The organism is Streptomyces sp. NBC_01235 (genome assembly GCF_035989285.1).
Taxonomy (GTDB): Bacteria; Actinomycetota; Actinomycetes; order Streptomycetales; family Streptomycetaceae; genus Streptomyces.
Genome location: NZ_CP108513.1, coordinates 2953152 through 2973465 on the forward strand (window position 1 = coordinate 2953152; position 20314 = coordinate 2973465).

Below are 20314 nucleotides of genomic sequence, written 5' to 3' on the forward strand. Positions count from 1 at the left end.
CTCGCGAGGTGTTCTGTTCACTTGCGTCGTGCGGGAGTTGTGCAAGGTCAGATGACGATCGCCGTGGCTCCCTCGATGTCCACGACGTCGACTTCCTGCCCCACGTCGTAGGCGCGGTCGGTGTCGAGCGCGCGCGCCGACCAGACCTCTCCGGCTAGCTTGATACGGCCGCCGGAGCCGTCGACGCGCTCCAGCACGACGGCCTGCTTGCCCTTCAACGCGTCCACGCCCGTGGCGAGTTGGGGGCGCTGCTTGCTGTGCCGGGTCGCGATGGGGCGCACGACGGCGATGAGGGCGACGGAGACGACGATGAAGACGAGCACCTGGGCGACGGCTCCGAGGCCGAGGCCTGCGGCGATCGCGGCGGCCACGGCGCCGACCGCGAGCATGCCGAACTCGGGCATCGCGGTCACCACGAGCGGGATTCCGAGCGCTGCCGCGCCGACGAGCCACCACACCCACGCGTCGATGTCGTTCACACCGTCATGGTAGGGCCGCGGTCCTGTCACGGACAGGGCGCACAGGGGCAGGACGGGGTCAGGACAGCGGCAGGCCCTGGGCCGTCCAGCGGTCGCCGACCTGTTCCACGACGAGCGGGAGGCCGAAGCAGAGGGAGAGGTTGCGGGAGCTGAGCTCGAGCTCGACCGGGCCCGCGGCGAGGACCTTGCCCTGGCGGATCATGAGGACGTGGGTGAAGCCGGGGGCGATCTCCTCGACGTGGTGCGTGACCATGATCATCGAGGGGGCGACGGGGTCACGGGCGAGGCGGCCGAGCCGGCGCACGAGGTCCTCGCGGCCGCCGAGGTCGAGGCCGGCGGCGGGCTCGTCGAGGAGGAGCAGCTCGGGGTCGGTCATCAGGGCGCGGGCGATGAGGGTGCGCTTGCGTTCGCCCTCGGAGAGGGTGCCGAACTTCCGGTCGAGGTACTCGCTCATGCCGAGGCGGTCGAGGAAGGCGCGGGCGCGCTGCTCGTCGACGTCCTCGTACTCCTCCTGCCAGCCGGCCGTCATGCCGTAGGCGGCGGTCAGGACGGTCTGCAGGACGGTCTGGCGCTTGGGGAGCTTGTCGGCCAGGGCGATGCCGGCCATGCCGACGCGCGGGCGCAGCTCGAAGACGTCGGTGCCTGGCTTGCCGAGGGTCTCGCCGAGGACGGAGACGGTGCCGGCGCTGGGGAAGAGGTAGGTGGAGGCGATGTTCAGGAGGGTCGTCTTGCCGGCCCCGTTGGGACCGAGGATGACCCAGCGCTCGCCCTCCTTGACCGACCAGGAGACCTGGTCCACGAGAGCCCGGCCCTCACGGACCACGGATACGTCCTGAAGCTCCAGAACATCGCTCATGAGCGCGTTGTCTCCCCTTGCAGTGTGGCCGGTCGGTTGTCGCGGGCGCCTGTGGCTCGGACCACCGCGCGTGGGTGGGCGCGGCCCCCTCGGGAAAATCTACGCCACCGGTCGGGCGGCCCGTTCCATCGGTCCGGTCCTTAGGGTGGGGGCATGCTCTCGGAACCGCGCTCTGGTCGCCTTGCCGCTTGGGGAAATGCCCTGTTGGCCGGATTTGTCTCGCCGGACGACGCCGTCATCGCCATCGTCGGCGAGGACGCCGTGCACCGGGTGGAAGGGCTGCCCGGTGAGTCGGCGCCCGTCGGGCTCACGCTCGCGCTGGGCCGGCTGCGGGCGCTCGGCGTGAGCGGGCTGCGGGTGGCGCTGCCCGCGCCGGGGCATCCGCTGGGGCTGAGCGGACCTCCCGAGTTCAACGCGCGGGCGCTGGAGGCGGAGGAGGCGGTGGTCTGTCACGGCGCCGGGTACGGGCTGGTGCCCGAGGTGTACGAGGCGGGGCCCGACGGCGATGTGCACGTCGAGGTCGTGTGGCGGTGCCTGCCGGTGCGGGAGGCTCCCCCGGCCGACGTGCCGTCATTGGGCGAGGCGGAGCGGGAGCTGGCGGAGGCGCTGCGGGACGCCACGGCGGTGCTGTCGCGGCTGGACCTGGCGGGGTCGGGGCCGGTGGCGGAGGCGGCGATCGACGCGTACCGGGCTCGGGCCGAGCGGGGGCGGGAGGTACTGGCGCCCGGGTATCCGCCTCGGGCGGTGCGGGTGCTGGAGATGGCGCAGCGGGTGGGGTTGCTGGTGTCGCTGGCGTACGAGAACGGGCCGGGCGGTGCGGTGAGCTCCGCGGAGATGGCGGCGCGTTCGGAGGCGTTGCGGCCGGTCGAGCGGACGGCTCGGCGGGCGCAGGTCGCCGCGTACAACGCCGTCGTGGAGGAGCGGGAGCGGGGGGTTCGGTGAGGGGGTTCCTGGTTGACGTCGGCTGGTGCGGCCGGTCCTGGGGCTGTGCCCCCCAGACCCCCGTATCGGCCCTGACGGAGCCTCGTCCTCAAGCGCCGGACGGGCGGGAGGGTGCGGACCGGCGTTGAAAGGTCCCGCCATGGCGAAGGTCCCGTCCTGCAGAAAGGCCCACGCGTCGTCGTTGACGTGCGGGCCCCTCCGTGGCTGCGGTGGCGACGTCGGTAGCTGTTGCACGAGAGCTGTTGCCCGAGCCGACGCCCGGCGACTTCACGGCCGCGTCTTCGGCACCCGCGCCGGCGACGGCGGCACCGGCCGAGGCGCCCGGGTATACCGGCGACGGTGGGGGCGACGACAGCCTTCTTGGCGATGTTCATGGGAAGCGCTCCTGCTGCGTCTGCGTCTGCGCCCCGGCCGCGGGTCGTGCCCTGCCCCACGCGAAGGTCGTCCGCAACAGTGCGGGGAGTGACCACGACGCAGCTCGTTCGGGTCACTGGAGCGACAAGACCGGCCTCCCCCGGTGGGGGCCGGGGGAGGCCGGAGGTCACTGCGGGTCCGGGCGGGACCTCAGTGGTTGAGACCCAGGTTGCCGAAGGCCGGGTTCAGCGCGCCGACGACGTTCACGCTGTTGCCGACCACGTTGACCGGAACGTGAACCGGGGCCTGGACGAGGTTGCCCGAGACGACGCCCGGCGACCCCTTGGCCTCGCCGAGGGCCGTGGCGCCGTCGGTGGCGGCGGCCATGCCGGCACCCGCGGCCATCAGCCCACCGGCCACCATCGTCACAGCCGCCGCCTTCTTCAGGTTCTTCACTTCTGACCCCTCCTGGTGATCGCCGCGGCAGTCGCCGCGGCACGCACTGGAGAACGGCGGAGATCGACAAAGGATGCGCCATCCGAGGGACATTCCCACGACGGTATGAATCTCGGATCGGAAGTCAACCTTCCATGTTGTCGGCCCGCCTGTCTCAGCCGGTCACGCCATGGCGTACGGCCCACAGCGCGGCCTGGGTGCGGTCCGCGAGGTCGAGCTTCATCAGGATGTTCGAGACATGTGTCTTGACCGTCTTCTCGGAGAGGACCAGGGCGCGGGCGATCTCCCGGTTGGAGCGGCCGTCCGCTATCAGGCCGAGCACCTCTCGCTCCCGTTCGGTGAGCGAACCGCCCCTCCGCTGCCCCGAGTTGGCCTCGTCCTGGGAGAGGAGCGCGCCGGCGACCTCCGGCTGGAGCAGGATGTGGCCGGCGTGGACCGAGCGGATGGCGCCGGCCAATGCGTCGGGGTCCACGTCCTTGTAGACATACCCGGCGGCGCCCGCGCGCAGGGCCGGGACGACCGTGCGCTGTTCGGTGAAGCTGGTGACGATCAGCACGCGCGCGGGGTTGTCGAGTTCGCGGAGTTTGCGGAGGGCCTCGACGCCGTCCATGCCGGGCATCTTGACGTCCATCAGGACGACGTCCGGTTTCAACTCCTCGGCGAGGGCGACCCCTTCGGCGCCGTCCGCGGCCTCGCCGACGACCTCGATGTCGTCCTGCACTTCGAGGAAGGTGCGCAGGCCCCGGCGGACGACCTGGTGGTCGTCGACGAGCAGCACCTTGATTGCGTCAGCCACCGGGAGCCTCCATCTCGATCGTGGTGCCCTTGCCGGGCGCCGATTCCACCGTGAGCGTGCCGCCGACCCCGCTCGCCCGGTCCCGCATCGACACCAGGCCCAGATGGCGACCGGCCCGGCGGACCGTCGTCGGGTCGAAGCCGGCGCCGTCGTCCGTGACGCGCAGGACCGTGTCCTGGCCGCGCTTGTGGAGGGTGACCTCGACCCGCTCCGCCCCGGAGTGGCGCAGCGCGTTGTGCAGGGCTTCCTGGGCGACCCGCAGCAGGGCCTCCTCCTGGGCGGCGGGCAGGGCGCGGACGCCGTGGCTGGTGAAGGTCACACGCGCGGTGTGGGCGCGGTCGAGGACCTGGATCTGGGTGCGGAGGGTCGCGACGAGACCGTCCTCGTCGAGGGCTGCGGGCCTCAACTCCACTACCGCGGCCCGCAGTTCGTCGGCCGCTTCGGCGGCGAGCGCGGCGACCTGCTGCAACTCGCCCTTCGCGCGCGAGGGGTCGCGGTCGACGAGGGCGGCGGCGGCCTGGGCCGTCAGACGCAGGGAGAACAGCTTCTGGCTGACCGCGTCGTGCAACTCATGGGCCAGCCGGGAGCGTTCCTCGGCGATGGTCAGCTCGCGGCTGCGCTCGTACAGGCGGGCGTTGGTGAGGGCTATCGCGGCGTGCTGGGCGAGGATCGAGAGCAGTTCCTCGTCCTCTTCCGTGAAGCCACAGCTTCCGTCGGGCTTGGGACAGTTCTTGTTGGCCAGGAACAGCGCGCCGATGACCTCGTCGCCGTCGCGGACGGGCAGGCCCAGGAAGTCGGACATGTCGGGGTGCGTCGACGGCCAGCCCTCGAAGCGGGGGTCCTTGCGGACGTCGGCGAGGCGCTCGACCTTGGCCTCCTGGAGCATCGCGGCGAGGATGCCGTGCTGACGCGGGAGCGGGCCGATGGCCTTCCACTGCTTGTCGCTGACGCCGTCGACGACGAACTGGGCGAACCCACCGTGGTCGTCGGGGACGCCGAGGGCGGCGTACCGCGCGTCGAGCAGTTCGCGGGCGGAGGCGACGATCGTCTTGAGGACGTCGCGCACCTCCAGGTGCCTGCTCATGGCCAGCAGCGCGGTACTCACCGCGGCGAGGCCGGACCGGGGGCCTTGACTCATGCCCTCACGGTACCGGCGGGGTGTGACAGCGCGGATCGGACCTGTGACGGCCGCGGGCTGGGGCGGGAGACCTAGGTCCGAGGTCCCCGGTACGGCGGCCCAGGGCGCGGGGACCGGGATTGCGGGCGTACGACGAAGGGCCCTTTCGCTTGCGTCCCGCGTCCGAGGCGGGGGGCGGGGGCCGGTTCCTAGGTTGGGGTCATCGCCGAACGGAGGCGGGTCGGACGAGGGGACGGTTGTCATGCCGGTAGCGATCATCACGGGTGCCTCGAAGGGGCTGGGGCGGGCGTTGGCGGAGGCGCTGGCCGCGCGGGGCTGGGATCTGGTGCTCGACGCCAGAACGGCGGAGGTGCTGAAGGAGGCGGCGGCGGCCGTGGCGTTGTACGGGACCCGGGTCGAGGCCCGCGCGGGGGATGTCACGGATCCGGGGCACCGGTCCGAGCTGGTGGCGGCCGCCCGGCGGCTGGGTGGCTGCGACCTGCTGGTGAACAACGCGAGCGCGCTGGGCGCCGAGCCGCTGGTGCGGCTGGAGAAGCTGCCGCTGGACGGGCTGCGGCGGGCGCTGGAGGTGAACGTCGTGGCGGCGCTGGGGCTGGTCCAGGAGGCGCTGCCGCTGCTGCGCGGGGCGCGGGCGGGCGCGGTGATCACCGTCAGCTCGGACGCGGCCGCCGAGGCGTACGAGACGTGGGGCGGCTACGGGGCGTCCAAGGCGGCCCTGGACCAGCTCGCGGCGGTGCTCTCCGCGGAGGAGCCCGGACTGCGGGTGTGGGCGGTGGACCCCGGGGACATGGCCACGGACCTGTACGCGGCGGCCGTACCGGACGACGACGATCCGCGGCCGGAACCGGCAGGGGTGGCGCCGGCCTTTCTGCGGCTGCTGGACGAGCGGCCGGCGAGCGGGCGGTACGCGGCTCCGGCCCTGCTGGAGGGACGGCGATGACGCTGGCCGTGCAGGTGCCGGAGGAGCTGTCGGCGCGGGTGCCGGCCGAACAGCGCGGGCCGGGTCGGGAGCGCAGTGACGTACGGCTGCTGGTGTCGCGGGGGACGGAGGTGGCGCATCACGCGTTCCGGGAGCTGCCGTGCCTGCTGCGGGCCGGGGACCTGCTCGTGGTGAACACCTCGCCCACGCTGGCGGCGGCCGTCGACGGGCGGATCGGGCACGCGCGTGTGGTGGTGCACTTCTCCACGCGCGGGGACGACGGCCGGTGGGCCGTCGAGCTGCGGGATCCGGACGGGAGAGGCACCACACGCGCGCGTGCGGGCGGCCCGGCGGGAGTGGAGGTGCGGCTGCCCTGGGGTGTGCGGCTGGCGCTGGAGGAGCCGCTGAGCCCCGGGAGCGGGCGGTTGTGGTGGGCGCGGGTGTCCCCCTGCGGGGCGGTGCCCGGGCTGCTGCGGGAGCACGGACGCCCGATCCGATACTCCTATACGGAGCGGGATCAGCCGCTGTCCGTCTACCAGACGGTGTTCGCGCTGCCGTCGGCCGACGGGGCGGGCAGCGCGGAGATGCCGAGTGCGGCACGGCCCTTCACCCCGGGGCTGGTGGCCGAGCTGGTGAGCCGGGGGGTGCAGTTCGCGCCGGTCACGCTGCACACGGGGGTCGCCTCGGCGGAGGCGCACGAGCCGCCGTGTCCGGAGCGGTTCGCGGTGCCGGATGCCTCGGCTCGGCTGATCAACGCGGCGAAGGCCGGGGACGGGCGGGTGATCGCCGTCGGTACGACGGCCGTGCGGGCCGTGGAGTCGGCGGCCGGGGCGGACGGGGTCGTACGCGCGCGTGCGGGGTGGACGGATCTCGTCGTCACTCCCGCGCGCGGGGTGCGGGTGGTGGACGGGCTGCTGACCGGGCTGCACGAGCCGGAGGCCTCGCACCTGCTGATGCTGGAGGCGGTGGCGGGACGGGCCGCGATCGACCAGGGCTACGACGAGGCGCTGCGCGGGCTCTACCTGTGGCACGAGTTCGGGGACGTGCACCTCGTCCTCCCCGAGAATTGCACTGACACAGAGCATTGCTTTGGCAACTAGCGGTGAGAAAGGGTCGGGGCCCGTGTGAGCCCGCACATAGGGCGCAGATCACCTACGAAGGCCAATAGGAGACAAAGGGGGCCCTCATGAGCGGGACAGATGGTTCCATCTGTCCCGTTTTGCCCTTCCCCGATCCACTATCGAGGATCGTACGTCACACCTTTGCCTGGCCTTTTTGCGGCCGCTAAGAATGGCTCCTGTCGCTCAGCGCCGTGGGTCTCCCCCGCGGCGCTCGTGCCGAAAGCACCCGCTGTCCGCCGTCGGACGAAGAGAGCGACCTCCGCGCTATTCGAAGAGGTCCTTCCGCATGCCCAAGAACACTCACAAGATCGCGATCGCCGGTGCGGCCACCCTCGGCGCCGCCGCCCTCGCCTTCTCCGTGGTGCCGGCCGACGCGCAGACGACCACTACGGACGCCGTCTCCTCGGCCCGGGTCGCCTACAGCTCCAAGCCGGCGCAGGACGTCAAGGCCAGTGTGACCGACCAGCTGGCCGGGGCGAGCGTGAAGGTCGACGCCATCGGGGCGAAGAAGAAGGCCGCCGCGGACGCCGTCGCCGAGAAGAAGGCCGCCGCGGACGCCGTCGCCAAGAAGAAGGCCGCTGCCGAAGCGGCCGCGAAGGCCGCCGCCGCGAAGAAGAAGGCGGCCGCCGCGGCCGCCGCCAAGAAGGCCGCGGCCGCGCGCAAGGCGAAGGAGGCCGCGAGCCGGTCGGCCAAGCGCCCCGTGATCAAGAAGGCCACCGTCAAGCGGTACGCCAACAGCCTCGACGGCTGGATCAAGCACTCCCTGGACATCATGAAGTCCAAGGGCATCCCGGGCAGCTACCACGGCCTGCACAAGAACATCATGCGGGAGTCCTCGGGCAACCCGAACGCGATCAACGACTGGGACATCAACGCCATCAACGGCATCCCGTCCAAGGGTCTGCTGCAGGTGATCCCGCCGACGTTCGCCGCGTACCACGTCCCCGGCACGTCCTGGAACATCTACGACCCGGTCGCCAACATCACCGCCGCCGCGAACTACGCGGCCGACAAGTACGGCTCGATCGACAACGTCAACAGCGCGTACTGAGCGACCTCCGGTACGCCGATGGGCGGCACCCCAGGTACGGGGTGCCGCCCATCGGCGTACTGCGTGAGCGACTACTTGCGCATGACCTCGGGCTCGTGGCGGCGCAGGAAGCGGGCCACGAAGAAGCCGCAGATGACGCCGAGGACGATCAGCGCGGCCATGTCCATGCCCCAGGCGCCGACGGTGTGTTCCCACAGCGGGTCCGTCTCGCCTCCGTCCTTGGGCGGGCTGATCTTGTTGAAGTCCAGCGTGGCTCCGGCGGCCGCGACGGCCCAGCGCGAGGGCATCAGGTAGGAGAACTGGTTGACGCCGACCGCGCCGTTCAGGCTGAACAGACAGCCGGTGAACACGACCTGGATGATCGCGAACATGACCAGGAGCGGCATGGTCTTCTCGGCCGTCTTGACCAGCGACGAGATGACCAGGCCGAACATCATCGAGGTGAAGCCCAGCGCCATGATCGGGATGGATAGCTCGAACATGGTGGCGCTGCCGAGGACCAGGCCCTCCTTGGGGATCTCCCGGCTCGCGAAGCCGATCACGCCGACCAGCAGGCCCTGCAGCACGGTGACCACGCCGAGCACGAACACCTTGGACATCAGGTACGCGGAGCGGGACAGGCCGGTCGCGCGCTCCCGCTCGTAGATGACCCGTTCCTTGATCAGCTCGCGGACGGAGTTCGCCGCGCCCGCGAAGCAGGCGCCGACCGCGAGGATCAGCAGGACGGTGGTGGCCGTGCCGTTGGGGATGATCCGGCCGGACTTCGGGTTGACCGGGTTGGGCAGCAGGCTGTTTCCGGAGTCGATGAGCAGGCTGACCGCGCCGAGGACGGCCGGCAGGATCACCGTCAGGGCCAGGAAGCCCTTGTCGGAGGCGATCACCGAGACATAGCGGCGCACCAGCGTGACGAACTGGGACATCCAGCCCTGCGGCTTCGGCGGCTTCATCGCCTGCATCGGCGGCATCTGTACGGACTGCGGCGCGATGGCGTCGATGTCCGCGGCGTACATCTGGTAGTGCTGCGAGCCCTTCCAGCGGCCCGCCCAGTCGTAGTCGCGGTAGTTCTCGAAGGCGGAGAAGACATCGGCCCAGGTGTCGTAGCCGAAGAAGTTCAGCGCCTCCTCGGGCGGGCCGAAGTAGGCGACGGAGCCGCCGGGCGCCATCACGAGCAGCTTGTCGCAGATCGCGAGTTCGGCCACGGAGTGGGTGACGACGAGGACCGTGCGGCCGTCGTCGGCCAGGCCGCGCAGCAGCTGCATGACGTCGCGGTCCATGCCCGGGTCGAGGCCCGAGGTGGGCTCGTCCAGGAAGATCAGCGACGGCTTGGTGAGCAGCTCCAGGGCCACCGAGACACGCTTGCGCTGGCCGCCGGAGAGGGAGGTGACCTTCTTCTCCTTGTGGATGTCCAGCTTGAGCTCGCGCAGCACCTCGTCGATACGGGTGTCGCGCTCGGCGGGCGTGGTGTCGGCGGGGAAGCGGAGCTTGGCCGCGTACTTCAGGGCCTTCTTGACGGTCAGTTCCTTGTGCAGGATGTCGTCCTGCGGAACCAGACCGATGCGCTGGCGCAGCTCGGCGAACTGCTTGTAGAGGTTCCGGTTGTCGTAGAGGACGTCGCCCTGGTTGGCGGGCCGGTAGCCGGTGAGCGCCTTGAGCAGGGTGGACTTGCCGGAACCGGACGGTCCGATGACCGCGATCAGCGACTTCTCCGGGACGCCGAAGGAGACGTCCTTGAGGATCTGCTTGCCGCCGTCGACCGTGACGGTCAGATGGCGGGCCGAGAAGGAGACCTCACCGGTGTCGACGAACTCCTCGAGCCGGTCGCCGACGATCCGGAACGTCGAGTGGCCCACGCCGACGACGTCGCTCGGGCCCAGCTGGACCGAGCCGCCCTTGGGGATCGGCTGGCCGTTGACGTAGGTGCCGTTGTGCGAACCGAGGTCGCGGATCTCCATGCGGCCGTCGGGCGTCGAGTGGAACTCGGCGTGGTGACGGGAGACCTGGAGGTCGGAGACGACCAGCTCGTTCTCCAGGGCACGGCCGATGCGCATCACGCGGCCGAGGGAGAACTGGTGGAACGTGGTGGGGCTGCGGTCGCCATAGACCGGCGGCGCCCCCGCGCCACCACCGGGAACCTTCTGGGCGTAGCCCTCGGCCGGTCCCTGCTGCTGCGGGACCTGCGGTGCGGCCTGCTGCGGCTGCTGCCAGCCGGCCTGTGCGGCCTGCGGTTGCGGGGCCTGCTGGGCCCAGCCCGGATTCGCGGCCTGCGCGGCGTAAGGCTGCTGCTGCGGCTGCGCGGCGGGTGCCTGCGCCCCCGTCAGATTCACCCGCGGCCCGTCGGTCGCGTTGCCCAGGTGCAGCGTCGAGCCAGGGCCGATCTCCAGCTGATGGATCCGCTGGCCCTGCGCGAACGTGCCGTTGGTGCTGCCATGGTCCTCCACGACCCAACTGCGGCCGTTGAAGCTGACCGTGGCGTGACGCCAGGAGACCCTGGCGTCGTCGAGGACGATATCTCCCTGCGGATCACGTCCGAGGGTGTATGTCCTGGACGGATCGAGCGTCCAGGTGCGTCCGTTCAATTCCAGTACGAGTTCCGGCACTCCAGCCCCACTGAGTTGTCCCCCGAGTTACCCCCATCGCAGGGATTCTAGGGATGTCGAACATCGGGGGGAACTATTTCAGTAGCGGCCCCCTGACCGAAAGTCGGGCCTTGTGAAGAGCGTGCGCGAGCGTATCGGCCGTTCCCGTTGACGGGGTTGAAACCTGCCCGGAGAGTGGTAAAAGCACGCGAGGGGGACGGAAGCGGCGATCTTCGCCGCTGCGCGCCGCGGATCGGGGGGTCTGCATGAGTGCCGGCACGGGTGTCGAAGGCAGTGGGAGCGTGGCGCGTGGCGGGGGCGTGCCGTGGACGGACGTCCTGCTGTCCGCCGTCGCCGCGGTGAGCTGGGCGTTGATCGGGATGGCGGGGACGGCGGCGCTCGGGCTGCACCTGCTGGAGGCGGACTCGGCGGGCTCGTTGGGGCCGATGACGGCCGCGGTGGTGGCGCTGGGGGCCGGGGGCTCGGTGACTCCGTCCGGTGACGTGTCCGCCTTCGGACTCACGGGCGCGGAGGCGAACACCGCCATCGAGATCACGCCATTGGGGGTGAGCCTGGTGGGCGCGCTGCTGCTGTCGTGGTTCTTCCTGCGGTCCCTGCGCGCGGCCGGAGTTGTGATCGCCCCGGCCGAACTCCTCGCGCGCGTCGGCGCGGTGACCGCGCTGTTCGTGGCGATGCTCGGTGGACTGGCCTGGGCGGGGCACGACGTCATCACGCTCGACGGCGGCTCACTGGGCCTGGACGACCTGCCCGGCGGAGGCGGGGGCGGAGGCGGGGGCTTGGAGATCCCCGGGCTCGGGGACATCGGGGACATCGGCGGGCTGCTGCCCGACCGGCTCGGCGACCTGGTCGACGCGAAGGCCGCGGTCGGCTTCACCGTCGACACGGCGTCCACGCTGCTCGGCGGTCTCGGCTGGTGTCTGGGCATCCTGCTGATCGCCCTGCTGGCCTCGCGCCGCACTCCACTGCCGAGCGGCTGGGAGGCGGTGCACCGCGTGGTGCGGCCGGCGGTGTCCGCCGTCGTCACCGTGCTGCTGATGGCGGTGGCTGCCGGGTTCGCCGCGGCGGCGTACGCGGCGATCGGCGACAACCACCCCAAGCGGATCGCGGGAGCCGCACTGCTCGGCGCCCCGAACGGGGTCTGGCTGGGCATCCCGATCGGCCTGTTCGTCCCGTGGGACGGACGTGCGACAGGAGCACTGACGAACCTCCTCCCGGCCCCGCTGGACGACCTCCTGAGCGTCGGCACCGACCAGCCGGTGACACTGGGCCGCCTGGCCGAGCTGGACGGCCGCGTGTGGCTGCTGGGAGTGGCGGCGGCCCTGATGATGCTGCTGGCGGGGGTCCTGACGGCGGTTCGGACGCCTCTTGCCGTGCGGGGGCTGGCGGGGCCTGCGGGCGGGACGGGGTCGGCAGAGCTCGGTGCGGGGGCGAGTCCGGCAGCTGCGCCCGGGGCGGGGACCGGGCCGGGGGCCGGTCCGGACTGGGGGGCAGGGGCCGGCTCGGGGGCTCGGCCAGGCTCGGGGGCGGTTTCCCAGGCGTGGCCGGGTGCCGGTGCGGGTGGGGCGGCGGGAGCGGGTGCGGGCTCGGAATCCGGGGCCGGGCCAGAGCCAGGGGCTGAGGCTGGGGCCTGGGCCGGATCGGGGCCGGCCCCGGGTGCCGGTGCGGGTGGGGCGGCGGGAGCGGGTGCGGGCTCGGAATCCGGGGCCGGGCCAGGGCCAGGGGCTGGGGCTGGAGCTGGAGCCTGGGCCGGATCGGGGCCGGCCGGGAGGGCTGGGGCCGGAGCGGATGCGTGGTCCGGGCGGGGTGTGGGCGGGCCGGAGGGGGTCGGGGCGGACTGGGCCAGGGACGGCGCGCGGGCCGGGGAACGGCCGGGCGAAGGGGCTGGGCAGGGGCCGGGCGAAGGGGCTCGGCGAGGATCGGCCGCAGGGGCTGCCGGGAGTGGGGCGGGCTCGCGAGGTGCGGGGGTTCATGGGCGCGGTGTCCTCGGGTTCGTCGGGCGGTGTGCTGTGCGGCTCGGGGTGGCGAGTGGCTTGGCGTTGCTGTTGGTCGTCTGGCTGACGGATGTGTCCGTGGACGCCTCGCTGTCCGTGCTGGGGTTCGATGCGTTCGGGGCCGGGATCGAGCTGCAAGGGCATCTCGGCATGGCGCTGCTTCTGGGTGCCCTGTGGGGCGCGGGAGCGGGGGCCACCGGGGCACTGCTGGCGTGTGCCACGGGGGCGGCGGGGCGGCGGGCGGCGCCGATGGCACGGGGTGACGTGGGAAGCGCGGCGACGGAGGATTCCGGCGGCGCGGGCCGTGGGCCTTCGGGGTACGCCGGTGACCGTGCGGGGCCGTACGCGCCGAGTACGTCGTACCGGCCGCCGAATCCGGCGACCAATCCCTACCTGCGCCTCCCGGAAGAGCTGCTGGAGGTCCAGGACGCGCGGCCGGAGCCGGCGAGGGGCGAGGGTGGCAGGTCCGAGCGGTCGAGGCCGTACGAGAGCTCCCGGCTGGGCGAGCCCCCGGCGTCGGGCGGGCGTCCGCCCGACGTCCCACCGGGACGGGACGATGTCTACGGCGCCCCGACGGTGGTCCGTCCGATCGGGCCGCCTCCCCGCTCGCCGCGACGGCCTCCCGGTCCGCGTCCGGGCCCGCGTCCCGGCGAGCGGCCGTCGTCCGGACCGGACGAGGGGCCGCCTCCACCACCGCCACCACCGCCACCACCGCCACCACCGAGGACGCCGCGGGGGTCGCGGTGACGCTCGCGGCCCCCTGTTGAGGTGCTCGCCATCTCGTCGACATCCACTGTTCCCTGTCCGTCAGGCGGACCTGGGCGGCGAACGGCACTGGGTGCCGGATACGGTGGACACACCATGAGCGCTTTGCAGACTTCGTCCCCCGACGTCCCCACGCTCCTTGTCAAGATCTTCGGCAAGGACAGGCCGGGCATCACGGCCGGCCTCTTCGACACCCTCGCCGCCTACTCCGTCGACGTGGTCGACATCGAGCAGGTCGTCACCCGAGGCCGGATGGTGCTGTGCGCGCTCGTGACCGAGCCGCCGGCCGGTCTGGAGGGGGACCTGCGGTCGACGGTCCACAGCTGGGCCGAGTCGATGAAGATGCAGGCGGAGATCATCTCCGGCATCGGCGACAACCGGCCGCGCGGCCTCGGGCGGTCGCTGGTCACCGTGCTCGGGCATCCGCTCACCGCGGAGGCCACGGCGGCGGTCGCCGCGAAGATCACGAAGGCCGGCGGCAACATCGACCGCATCTTCCGGCTCGCCAAGTACCCTGTCACCGCCGTCGAGTTCGCCGTCTCCGGTGTGGAGACCGAGCCGCTGCGCACCGCCCTGGTCACGAACGCGGCGGCGCTCGGCGTGGACATCGCCGTGGTGGACGCGGGCCTGTACCGGCGGGCCCAGCGGCTCGTCGTCATGGACGTCGACTCCACCCTCATCCAGGACGAGGTGATCGAGCTCTTCGCCGCGCACGCCGGCTGCGAGGACAAGGTCGCCGAGGTGACGGCGGCGGCAATGCGCGGCGAGCTGGACTTCGAGCAGTCGCTGCACGCGCGCGTGGCGCTTCTGGAGGGGCTGGACGCCTCGGTCGTGGACAAGGTGCGCGCCGAGGTGCGGCTCACACCGGGTGCGCGCACGCTGATCCGGACGCTGAAGCGGCTCGGCTACCAGGTGGGCGTCGTCTCCGGCGGTTTCACCCAGGTCACCGACGATCTGCGGGAGCGGCTCGGGCTGGACTTCGCCCAGGCCAACACGCTGGAGATCGTCGACGGCAGGCTGACCGGCCGGGTCACCGGCGAGATCGTGGACCGTGCGGGCAAGGCGCGACTGCTGCGCCGGTTCGCCGCCGAGGCGGGCGTACCGCTCTCGCAGACCGTGGCGATCGGTGACGGCGCCAACGACCTGGACATGCTCAACGCGGCCGGTCTCGGGGTCGCCTTCAACGCCAAGCCGGTGGTGCGCGAGGCGGCGCACACGGCGGTGAACGTGCCGTTCCTGGACACCGTCCTGTATCTGCTGGGCATCACCCGCGAAGAGGTCGAGGCCGCGGAGACGCACGACGAGCAGTAGCCCCCGCGCGGGCCTACCGACGGAACGAGGAGGCCCGGCACCACCGACGGTGCCGGGCCCTCGTGCGTGCGAGGGTGGGTTACTCGGAGGGCGCCCAGTAGTCGAGCAGCGTGGCCACGCCCGGTTCCAGGGATTTCCAGGAGCCGTCGAAGGAGACGACGACGAAGGCGGCGGCCGGGAATCCTCGGCGGTGCATCCGCTCGCCCGCGTCACCGTCGGCCTGGCCGGACAGGACGTCGGCGAGGCCCTGGACGCCCGGGTTGTGGCCGATCAGGACGAGGTTGCGCACGTCGTCGGGTGTCTCGTTGAGCAGGGCGATGAGCTCGCCCGGTGAGGCCTCGTAGATCCGCTCCTCGTAGATGGTTTTCGGCCGCTGTGGGAACTCCTGGACGGCGAGCTTCCATGTCTCCCGGGTGCGGACCGCGGTGGAGCACAGGGCCAGGTCGAAGGGGATACCGGTGTCGGTCAGCCTGTGTCCGGCGACAGCGGCGTCCTTTCGGCCCCGCTCAGCGAGCGGACGCTCGTGGTCGGTCACCTGTGGCCAGTCGGCTTTCGCATGGCGGAAGAGGACGATCCTGCGGGGTTCTGCGACGCTCATGAGTCCCAGCTTCGCATGAAACAGGCCATGGGGCGCAGGGAGTTGGCATGCGGCCCCACCAGCGGTCCGAAGGCGGCCGGAGCTGCCCTTGCGGGGTGCGGCAGCCACCGGCCTAGCGTGCGAACAGCTGCTGCAGGCGCTCGACGAGATGGGTGATCGCCGGGTCGCCGGTGGCCGCGTGGGCGTCGGCGGGGTTCAGTATCAGCACGAACAGGGTGATGAAGGCGAGTGTCGGAAGGGCGAGGGCCCACCAGGGCAGCCGGGTGCCGACGCCGCCCGAGGTGGCCGACTGGGGCCGGGTGTGCGCTGGGGCCGACATGGGTGCCTCCGCTGTCTTCGAGTGGTCCGCGGTCCGTGGACCGCGGCGGGTGATCCGCGTCGCGGTCACATCTCGAAGTTACGGAATCGGGGGCCCCCAACCCATCCGGAGATCCACCCACTTGACCCTGACCTCCACCCCCTAGGGGACAGGGGGGTTAACCCCACCTCCCCCCTCCCCACCTCGGCAGGGGCGGACTCCGCCGGAGCCAGGCGGACCCCGCCGGGCCGGGCCGTCAGGGTGAGGCGATGGTCGCGATGACGGCGATGATCACGAAGATGGCCAGGAACGAGCCGAAGACGAGCAGCATCTTCTTCTGGCCGTTCTGCGGATTCGGGTCGAGCAAGGGCATACGGCAAGTCTCGCACCCCGCGCCCGCAACGCCTCCTCCGGGGTCAGCGGGCGGCTTCCGCCTCCACGGTGCGGTCACGGCCGGCCAGGACGCCCACGACCGTCTGCGGGACCATCAGGGCCGCCATCAGGGCGAGGGGCAGCCCCCAGCCGCCGCTGTGCTGGTAGAGCACCCCCACCAGGAGCGGCCCGGGGATGGAGATCAGGTAGCCGGTGCTCTGCGCGAAGGCCGACAGCTGGGCCACGCCCGCGCCGGTCCTGGTGCGCATCCCGACCATCGTGAGGGCCAGCGGGAAGGCGCAGTTGGCGACGCCCAGCAGCAGGGCCCACGCCCAGGCGCCCGCGGCGGGCGCGAGGTACAGGCCGGCGTATCCGACGAGTCCGCAGACTCCGAGCGCGACCACGATCGGGCCCTGCTGCGGCAGCCGGGTGGCGACGCGCGGGATGACGAAGGCCAGGGGCACGCCCATCGCCATCGTCACGGCGAGGAGCAGTCCGGCCGTGCTCGCGGGCACGCCCGCGTCCCGGAAGATCTGCGGCATCCAGCCCATGGTGATGTAGGCGGCGGTGGCCTGGAGGCCGAAGAAGACGGCGAGCGCCCAGGCCGTACGGCTGCGGGTGATACGCAGCGGGGCCGACGGCCGGCGCACGAGCGCGTGGGCCTGCGGGTCCGGCCGCGCCGCCCGCTCCCGCCGCCCCCCGAGCTCCCGCCGCTCCCCGAGCTCCCGCCGCCCCCCGAGCTCCCGCCGCTCCCCTGCCGTCCCCGCGCCGTCGGCCGCCGTCCCCCGGTCCCGTACGAGCAGCAGCCACGGCAGGAAGGCCACCGCCGCCAGGCCCGCCCACACCGCGAGCCCGGTCCGCCAACTGCCGCCCAGCGCCTCGGTCATGGGCACGGTGACCGCGGCGGCGGCTGAGGTGCCGAGGGCGAGGGCCATCGAGTACAGGCCGGTCATGGAGCCGACGCGGTCGGGGAAGTGGCGCTTGACGATGACCGGCATCAGGACGTTGCTGACGGCGATGCCCATGAGGGCGAGGGCGCTGGCGGCGAGGAAGCCGGCCGTGCCGCCCGCATAGGGGCGCACGAGCAGTCCCGCCGTGATGGCGGCCATGCCCGCGCACACCACCGCGCCCGGCCCGAAGCGGCGGGCGAGACGGGGGGCCGTCACACCGAAGACGGCGAAGCAGAGCGGGGGCACGGACGTGAGGAGCCCGGCCACGCCGCCGCTCATGCCGAGTCCGTCGCGGACCTCTTCGAGGAGGGCGCCGAGGCTGGTGATGGCGGGCCGGAGATTGAGGGCGGCCAGCACGATGCCGACCACGAGCAGCCGTGTCGTCCACGCGCGCGTGGCCGTTCGCGGGGGCTCGCCCGCCCCCGGCGTACGGAGGGGCGGGGACATGGTCGTCCGTGTCTGCTCGTTCACGCCGCCCATCATAGAATCATGGGATGATTGTTTTCCATCCCCGGGTTGCCCGCCCCGGCCCCACCCGTGCAAAGGTGTGCCATGCCCCTGAGCCATCCCCGTCGCTCGGCGCTCTCCGAGCAGGTCATCGCCGCGCTGCGCACCCAGATCACCTCGGGTGAGTGGCCGGTCGGCTCGCGCATCCCCACGGAGCCCGAGCTGGTCGAGCAGCTGGGCGTCGCGCGCAACACCGTCCGCGAGGCCGTCCGCGCGCTCGCCCACAACGGGTTGCTGGACATCCGGCAGGGCTCGGGCACCTACGTCGTGGCGACCAGCGAGCTGGCGGGCGTGATGCACCGCCGCTTCGCCGACGCCGACCCCCGGCACATCGCCGAGCTGCGCTCCAACCTGGAGTCGGGCGCGGCGAGGCTGGCGGCCGAGCGGCGTACGGAGAAGGACCTCAAGCAGCTCGACGCGCTGCTGCTGCGGCGCGAGGAGGCGTGGGAGTCCGGCGACGCGGAGGCGTTCGTGACGGCCGACGCGACCTTCCACCTGGCGGTGGTGGCGGCCTCCCACAACGACGTCATGACCGCGATGTACGCGGACCTCGGCGAGGTGCTGCGGGACTGGCTGCGCGAGGACGTCGGCGAGGAGCTGACGCCGGAGACGTACATGGACCACACGCGACTGGTGGACGCGGTCCGCGCGGGCGACGCGGAGGCGGCGGCCGTCGCGGCGGCGGGCTATCCGCTGGTGTGCCGGCCCGGGCGGGTCAGCCCCTCTGGTGGCTGACCCAGGCCGAGCGGACTTCCTTCCAGCAGCGGCCGGTCAGTCGTACGGTCATCGCGGGACCGGCCTCGGTGAGGGCGCCGTCGGTGTCGAGGTCCCACCAGCGGTCGCACTCGATGTGCAGGCTGACGCGGTCGGTTTCGGCGTAGGGGTTGTGGCAGTAGGCGACGACGTGGGACCCGTCGATACCGGTGCGGCACTCCGCTCCGAACGGTTCGGGCTTCGCCTCCACGCGCGCGTGGGACAGCGCTTCGTGAGGCGCGCAGAGCGCGATCGCGGCGACGGTCACTGGGACGAGGAAACGGAACAGGCGCACAAGGGAACCTCCTCGGCAGAGCTGGGGAGGGAAGCGCGTGGGTGAACGCGCACTTCAGCGTGCCTGGTGGGAGCCGTCCACCGCCCGGCCAGATAGGCCGAACGAGTGAGGGGTGAGGGCCCGCGTCCGACGGGACGCGGGCCCTCACCCCTCACTCAGTGCCTCGGCGGCAGCGTCACGCTCCGACGGCGTGCAGACCGCCGTCCACGTGGATGATCTCGCCGGTGGTCTTCGGGAACCAGTCGCTCAGCAGGGCGACGACACCGCGGCCGGCCGGCTCGGGGTCCTTGAGGTCCCACTCCAGCGGGGCGCGGTTGTCCCAGACGGCGGCCAGCTCGTCGAAGCCCGGGATGGACTTCGCGGCCATGGAGCCGATCGGGCCCGCGGAGACGAGGTTGCAGCGGATGTTCTGCTTGCCCAGGTCACGCGCCATGTAGCGGCTGGTGGCCTCCAGGGCCGCCTTGGCAGGGCCCATCCAGTCGTACTGCGGCCAGGCGAACGAGGCGTCGAAGGTGAGGCCGACGACCGAGCCGCCGTTCTGCATCAGCGGCAGGCAGGCCATGGTGAGCGACTTCAGGGAGAACGCCGAGACGTGCATGGCCGTGGCGACCGACTCGAAGGGCGTGTTGAGGAAGTTGCCGCCCAGGGCGTCCTGCGGGGCGAAGCCGATGGAGTGCACGACGCCGTCGAGGCCGCCGAGCTCCTCGCCGACGACGTCGGCCAGGCGGGCGAGGTGCTCTTCGTTCGTCACGTCGAGCTCGATGACCTTGGTGGGCTTCGGCAGCTTCCTGGCGATGCGCTCGGTCAGCGTGGGCCGCGGGAACGCGGTCAGGATGATCTCGGCGCCCTGCTCCTGGGCCAGCTTGGCGGTGTGGAAGGCGATGGAGGACTCCATCAGCACACCGGTGATCAGGACGCGCTTGCCCTCGAGAATTCCGCTCATGGTGATCAGTGACCCATTCCCAGTCCGCCGTCAACGGGGATGACGGCTCCAGTGATGTACGAGGCGTCGTCCGACGCGAGGAACCGCACCGCCGCGGCGATCTCCTCGGGCTGTGCGTACCGGCCGAGCGGGACCTGCGAGACGATGCCCGCGCGCTGCTCGTCGGTGAGCACCTTGGTCATGTCGGTGTCGACGAAGCCGGGCGCGACGACGTTGAAGGTGATGTTGCGGGATCCCAGCTCACGGGCGAGGGAACGCGCGAAGCCGACAAGGGCGGCCTTGGAGGCGGCGTAGTTCGCCTGCCCGGGCGAGCCGTAGAGCCCCACGACCGACGAGATCAGGACGACCCGGCCCTTCTTGGCGCGCAGCATGCCGCGGTTGGCACGCTTGACCACCCGGAAGGTGCCGGTGAGGTTGGTGTCGATGACCGAGGTGAAGTCCTCCTCGGACATGCGCATCAAGAGCTGGTCCTTGGTGACGCCGGCGTTGGCGATCAGGACCTCGACGGGGCCGTGCTCGGCCTCGATCTCCTTGTAGGCCTGCTCCACCTGCTCGGAGTCGGTGATGTCGCACTTGACCGCCAGGAAGCCGGCCGGCGGCTCACCCGAGCGGTACGTGATGGCGACCTTGTCGCCGGCGTCGGCGAACGCGCGGGCGATGGCGAGGCCGATGCCCCGGTTTCCTCCGGTGACGAGAACCGAGCGGCTCAACGGATCACCCTTTCGATAGGGGTCTGACACACCTGCCCGAACACGGGATGGCAGGCGGCTTCTCTCGAAACCTATCGGTCCGCGTCCGGCTGCGGACATTCGGGCACCGACA

The 20314-nt window shown here is 71.9% G+C and carries 19 protein-coding genes and 1 pseudogene; 7 read left to right on the top strand and 13 right to left on the bottom strand.

What is annotated here, in order from left to right; translation table 11 throughout:
- Positions 1 to 47: 47 nt before the first annotated feature.
- Both OG289_RS12730 and OG289_RS12735 read right to left on the bottom strand, forming a co-directional pair.
- Positions 48 to 479, bottom strand: a complete 432-nt coding sequence (locus tag OG289_RS12730; protein ID WP_327314111.1) for an NfeD family protein — start codon at positions 477 to 479, stop codon at positions 48 to 50.
- A gap of 325 nt (positions 480 to 804) precedes the next feature.
- Positions 805 to 1335, bottom strand: a pseudogene (locus tag OG289_RS12735) (ABC transporter ATP-binding protein); the annotation flags it as partial.
- A 153-nt stretch (positions 1336 to 1488) separates the two neighbouring features.
- On the opposite strand from OG289_RS12735, the gene OG289_RS12740 reads away from it, so the two are divergent.
- Positions 1489 to 2277: a hypothetical protein gene (locus OG289_RS12740; RefSeq protein WP_327314112.1), complete on the top strand. Its 789-nt coding sequence runs from the start codon at positions 1489 to 1491 to the stop codon at positions 2275 to 2277.
- 564 nt (positions 2278 to 2841) lie between these two features.
- Here the strand turns inward: OG289_RS12740 and OG289_RS12745 are convergent.
- The 3 genes from OG289_RS12745 to OG289_RS12755 form a co-directional block, all read right to left on the bottom strand.
- The gene (locus tag OG289_RS12745) at positions 2842 to 3087 is read right to left on the bottom strand and encodes a chaplin (RefSeq protein ID WP_327314113.1); all 246 of its coding nucleotides are present in this window, start codon (positions 3085 to 3087) and stop codon (positions 2842 to 2844) included.
- A 154-nt stretch (positions 3088 to 3241) separates the two neighbouring features.
- Complete coding sequence (locus OG289_RS12750; protein ID WP_327314114.1) at positions 3242 to 3883, bottom strand: response regulator transcription factor; 642 nt, start codon at positions 3881 to 3883, stop codon at positions 3242 to 3244.
- Complete coding sequence (locus tag OG289_RS12755) at positions 3876 to 5021, bottom strand: GAF domain-containing sensor histidine kinase (RefSeq protein WP_327314115.1); 1146 nt, start codon at positions 5019 to 5021, stop codon at positions 3876 to 3878. Before OG289_RS12755 ends, OG289_RS12750 begins: the two co-directional genes overlap by 8 nt.
- 241 nt (positions 5022 to 5262) lie before the next feature.
- Here OG289_RS12755 and OG289_RS12760 point away from each other — a divergent pair, with 241 nt between their 5' ends.
- The 3 genes from OG289_RS12760 to OG289_RS12770 all read left to right on the top strand — a co-directional run bounded on the left by OG289_RS12760 (position 5263) and on the right by OG289_RS12770 (position 8112).
- On the top strand, positions 5263 to 5961 hold the full coding sequence (locus tag OG289_RS12760; RefSeq protein ID WP_327314116.1) for an SDR family NAD(P)-dependent oxidoreductase: 699 nt from the start codon (positions 5263 to 5265) through the stop codon (positions 5959 to 5961).
- Positions 5958 to 7040, top strand: a complete 1083-nt coding sequence (locus OG289_RS12765; protein WP_327314117.1) for an S-adenosylmethionine:tRNA ribosyltransferase-isomerase — start codon at positions 5958 to 5960, stop codon at positions 7038 to 7040. The genes OG289_RS12760 and OG289_RS12765 overlap by 4 nt, the downstream gene beginning before the upstream one ends.
- 307 nt (positions 7041 to 7347) lie before the next feature.
- Positions 7348 to 8112 carry a transglycosylase SLT domain-containing protein gene (locus OG289_RS12770; RefSeq protein ID WP_327314118.1) on the top strand — a complete coding sequence of 255 codons (765 nt, stop codon included), beginning with the start codon at positions 7348 to 7350 and terminating at the stop codon, positions 8110 to 8112.
- 71 nt (positions 8113 to 8183) lie between these two features.
- On the opposite strand, the gene OG289_RS12775 is transcribed toward OG289_RS12770, so the two are convergent.
- Entirely contained in the window at positions 8184 to 10709 is a 2526-nt protein-coding gene (locus OG289_RS12775; protein ID WP_327314119.1) for an ABC transporter ATP-binding protein/permease, read from the bottom strand.
- A gap of 245 nt (positions 10710 to 10954) precedes the next feature.
- Here OG289_RS12775 and OG289_RS12780 point away from each other — a divergent pair, with 245 nt between their 5' ends.
- Both OG289_RS12780 and serB read left to right on the top strand, forming a co-directional pair.
- Positions 10955 to 13447, top strand: coding sequence for a streptophobe family protein (locus tag OG289_RS12780; RefSeq protein WP_327314120.1), 2493 nt, complete (start codon positions 10955 to 10957; stop codon positions 13445 to 13447).
- Positions 13448 to 13561: 114 nt separating this feature from the next.
- A complete protein-coding gene (gene serB, locus OG289_RS12785) occupies positions 13562 to 14776 on the top strand; it encodes a phosphoserine phosphatase SerB (RefSeq protein ID WP_327314121.1) in 1215 nt (404 codons plus the stop codon).
- A 79-nt stretch (positions 14777 to 14855) separates the two neighbouring features.
- Here serB and OG289_RS12790 read toward each other — a convergent pair whose 3' ends face one another.
- From OG289_RS12790 to OG289_RS12805, 4 genes are all read right to left on the bottom strand, one after another.
- Positions 14856 to 15374 (bottom strand): SixA phosphatase family protein, encoded by a 519-nt coding sequence (locus OG289_RS12790; protein ID WP_327314122.1) that lies wholly within the window; start codon positions 15372 to 15374, stop codon positions 14856 to 14858.
- A gap of 112 nt (positions 15375 to 15486) precedes the next feature.
- Complete coding sequence (locus tag OG289_RS12795; RefSeq protein WP_327314123.1) at positions 15487 to 15693, bottom strand: hypothetical protein; 207 nt, start codon at positions 15691 to 15693, stop codon at positions 15487 to 15489.
- Positions 15694 to 15928: 235 nt separating this feature from the next.
- On the bottom strand, positions 15929 to 16045 hold the full coding sequence (locus OG289_RS12800) for an SGM_5486 family transporter-associated protein (RefSeq protein ID WP_327314124.1): 117 nt from the start codon (positions 16043 to 16045) through the stop codon (positions 15929 to 15931).
- A 43-nt stretch (positions 16046 to 16088) separates the two neighbouring features.
- Positions 16089 to 17441 (bottom strand): CynX/NimT family MFS transporter, encoded by a 1353-nt coding sequence (locus OG289_RS12805; RefSeq protein ID WP_327320660.1) that lies wholly within the window; start codon positions 17439 to 17441, stop codon positions 16089 to 16091.
- 105 nt (positions 17442 to 17546) lie between these two features.
- Here OG289_RS12805 and OG289_RS12810 point away from each other — a divergent pair, with 105 nt between their 5' ends.
- Entirely contained in the window at positions 17547 to 18236 is a 690-nt protein-coding gene (locus OG289_RS12810) for a FadR/GntR family transcriptional regulator (RefSeq protein ID WP_327314125.1), read from the top strand.
- Here OG289_RS12810 and OG289_RS12815 read toward each other — a convergent pair.
- The 3 genes from OG289_RS12815 to fabG all read right to left on the bottom strand — a co-directional run bounded on the left by OG289_RS12815 (position 18217) and on the right by fabG (position 20202).
- A complete protein-coding gene (locus OG289_RS12815; RefSeq protein WP_327314126.1) occupies positions 18217 to 18549 on the bottom strand; it encodes a hypothetical protein in 333 nt (110 codons plus the stop codon). The two genes, OG289_RS12810 and OG289_RS12815, sit on opposite strands and share 20 nt — an antisense overlap.
- A 175-nt stretch (positions 18550 to 18724) precedes the next feature.
- Positions 18725 to 19492: an enoyl-ACP reductase FabI gene (gene fabI, locus OG289_RS12820; protein WP_327314127.1), complete on the bottom strand. Its 768-nt coding sequence runs from the start codon at positions 19490 to 19492 to the stop codon at positions 18725 to 18727.
- 5 nt (positions 19493 to 19497) lie between these two features.
- Positions 19498 to 20202 carry a 3-oxoacyl-[acyl-carrier-protein] reductase gene (fabG, locus tag OG289_RS12825; protein WP_327314128.1) on the bottom strand — a complete coding sequence of 235 codons (705 nt, stop codon included), beginning with the start codon at positions 20200 to 20202 and terminating at the stop codon, positions 19498 to 19500.
- Between the last annotated feature and the right edge of the window lie 112 nt (positions 20203 to 20314).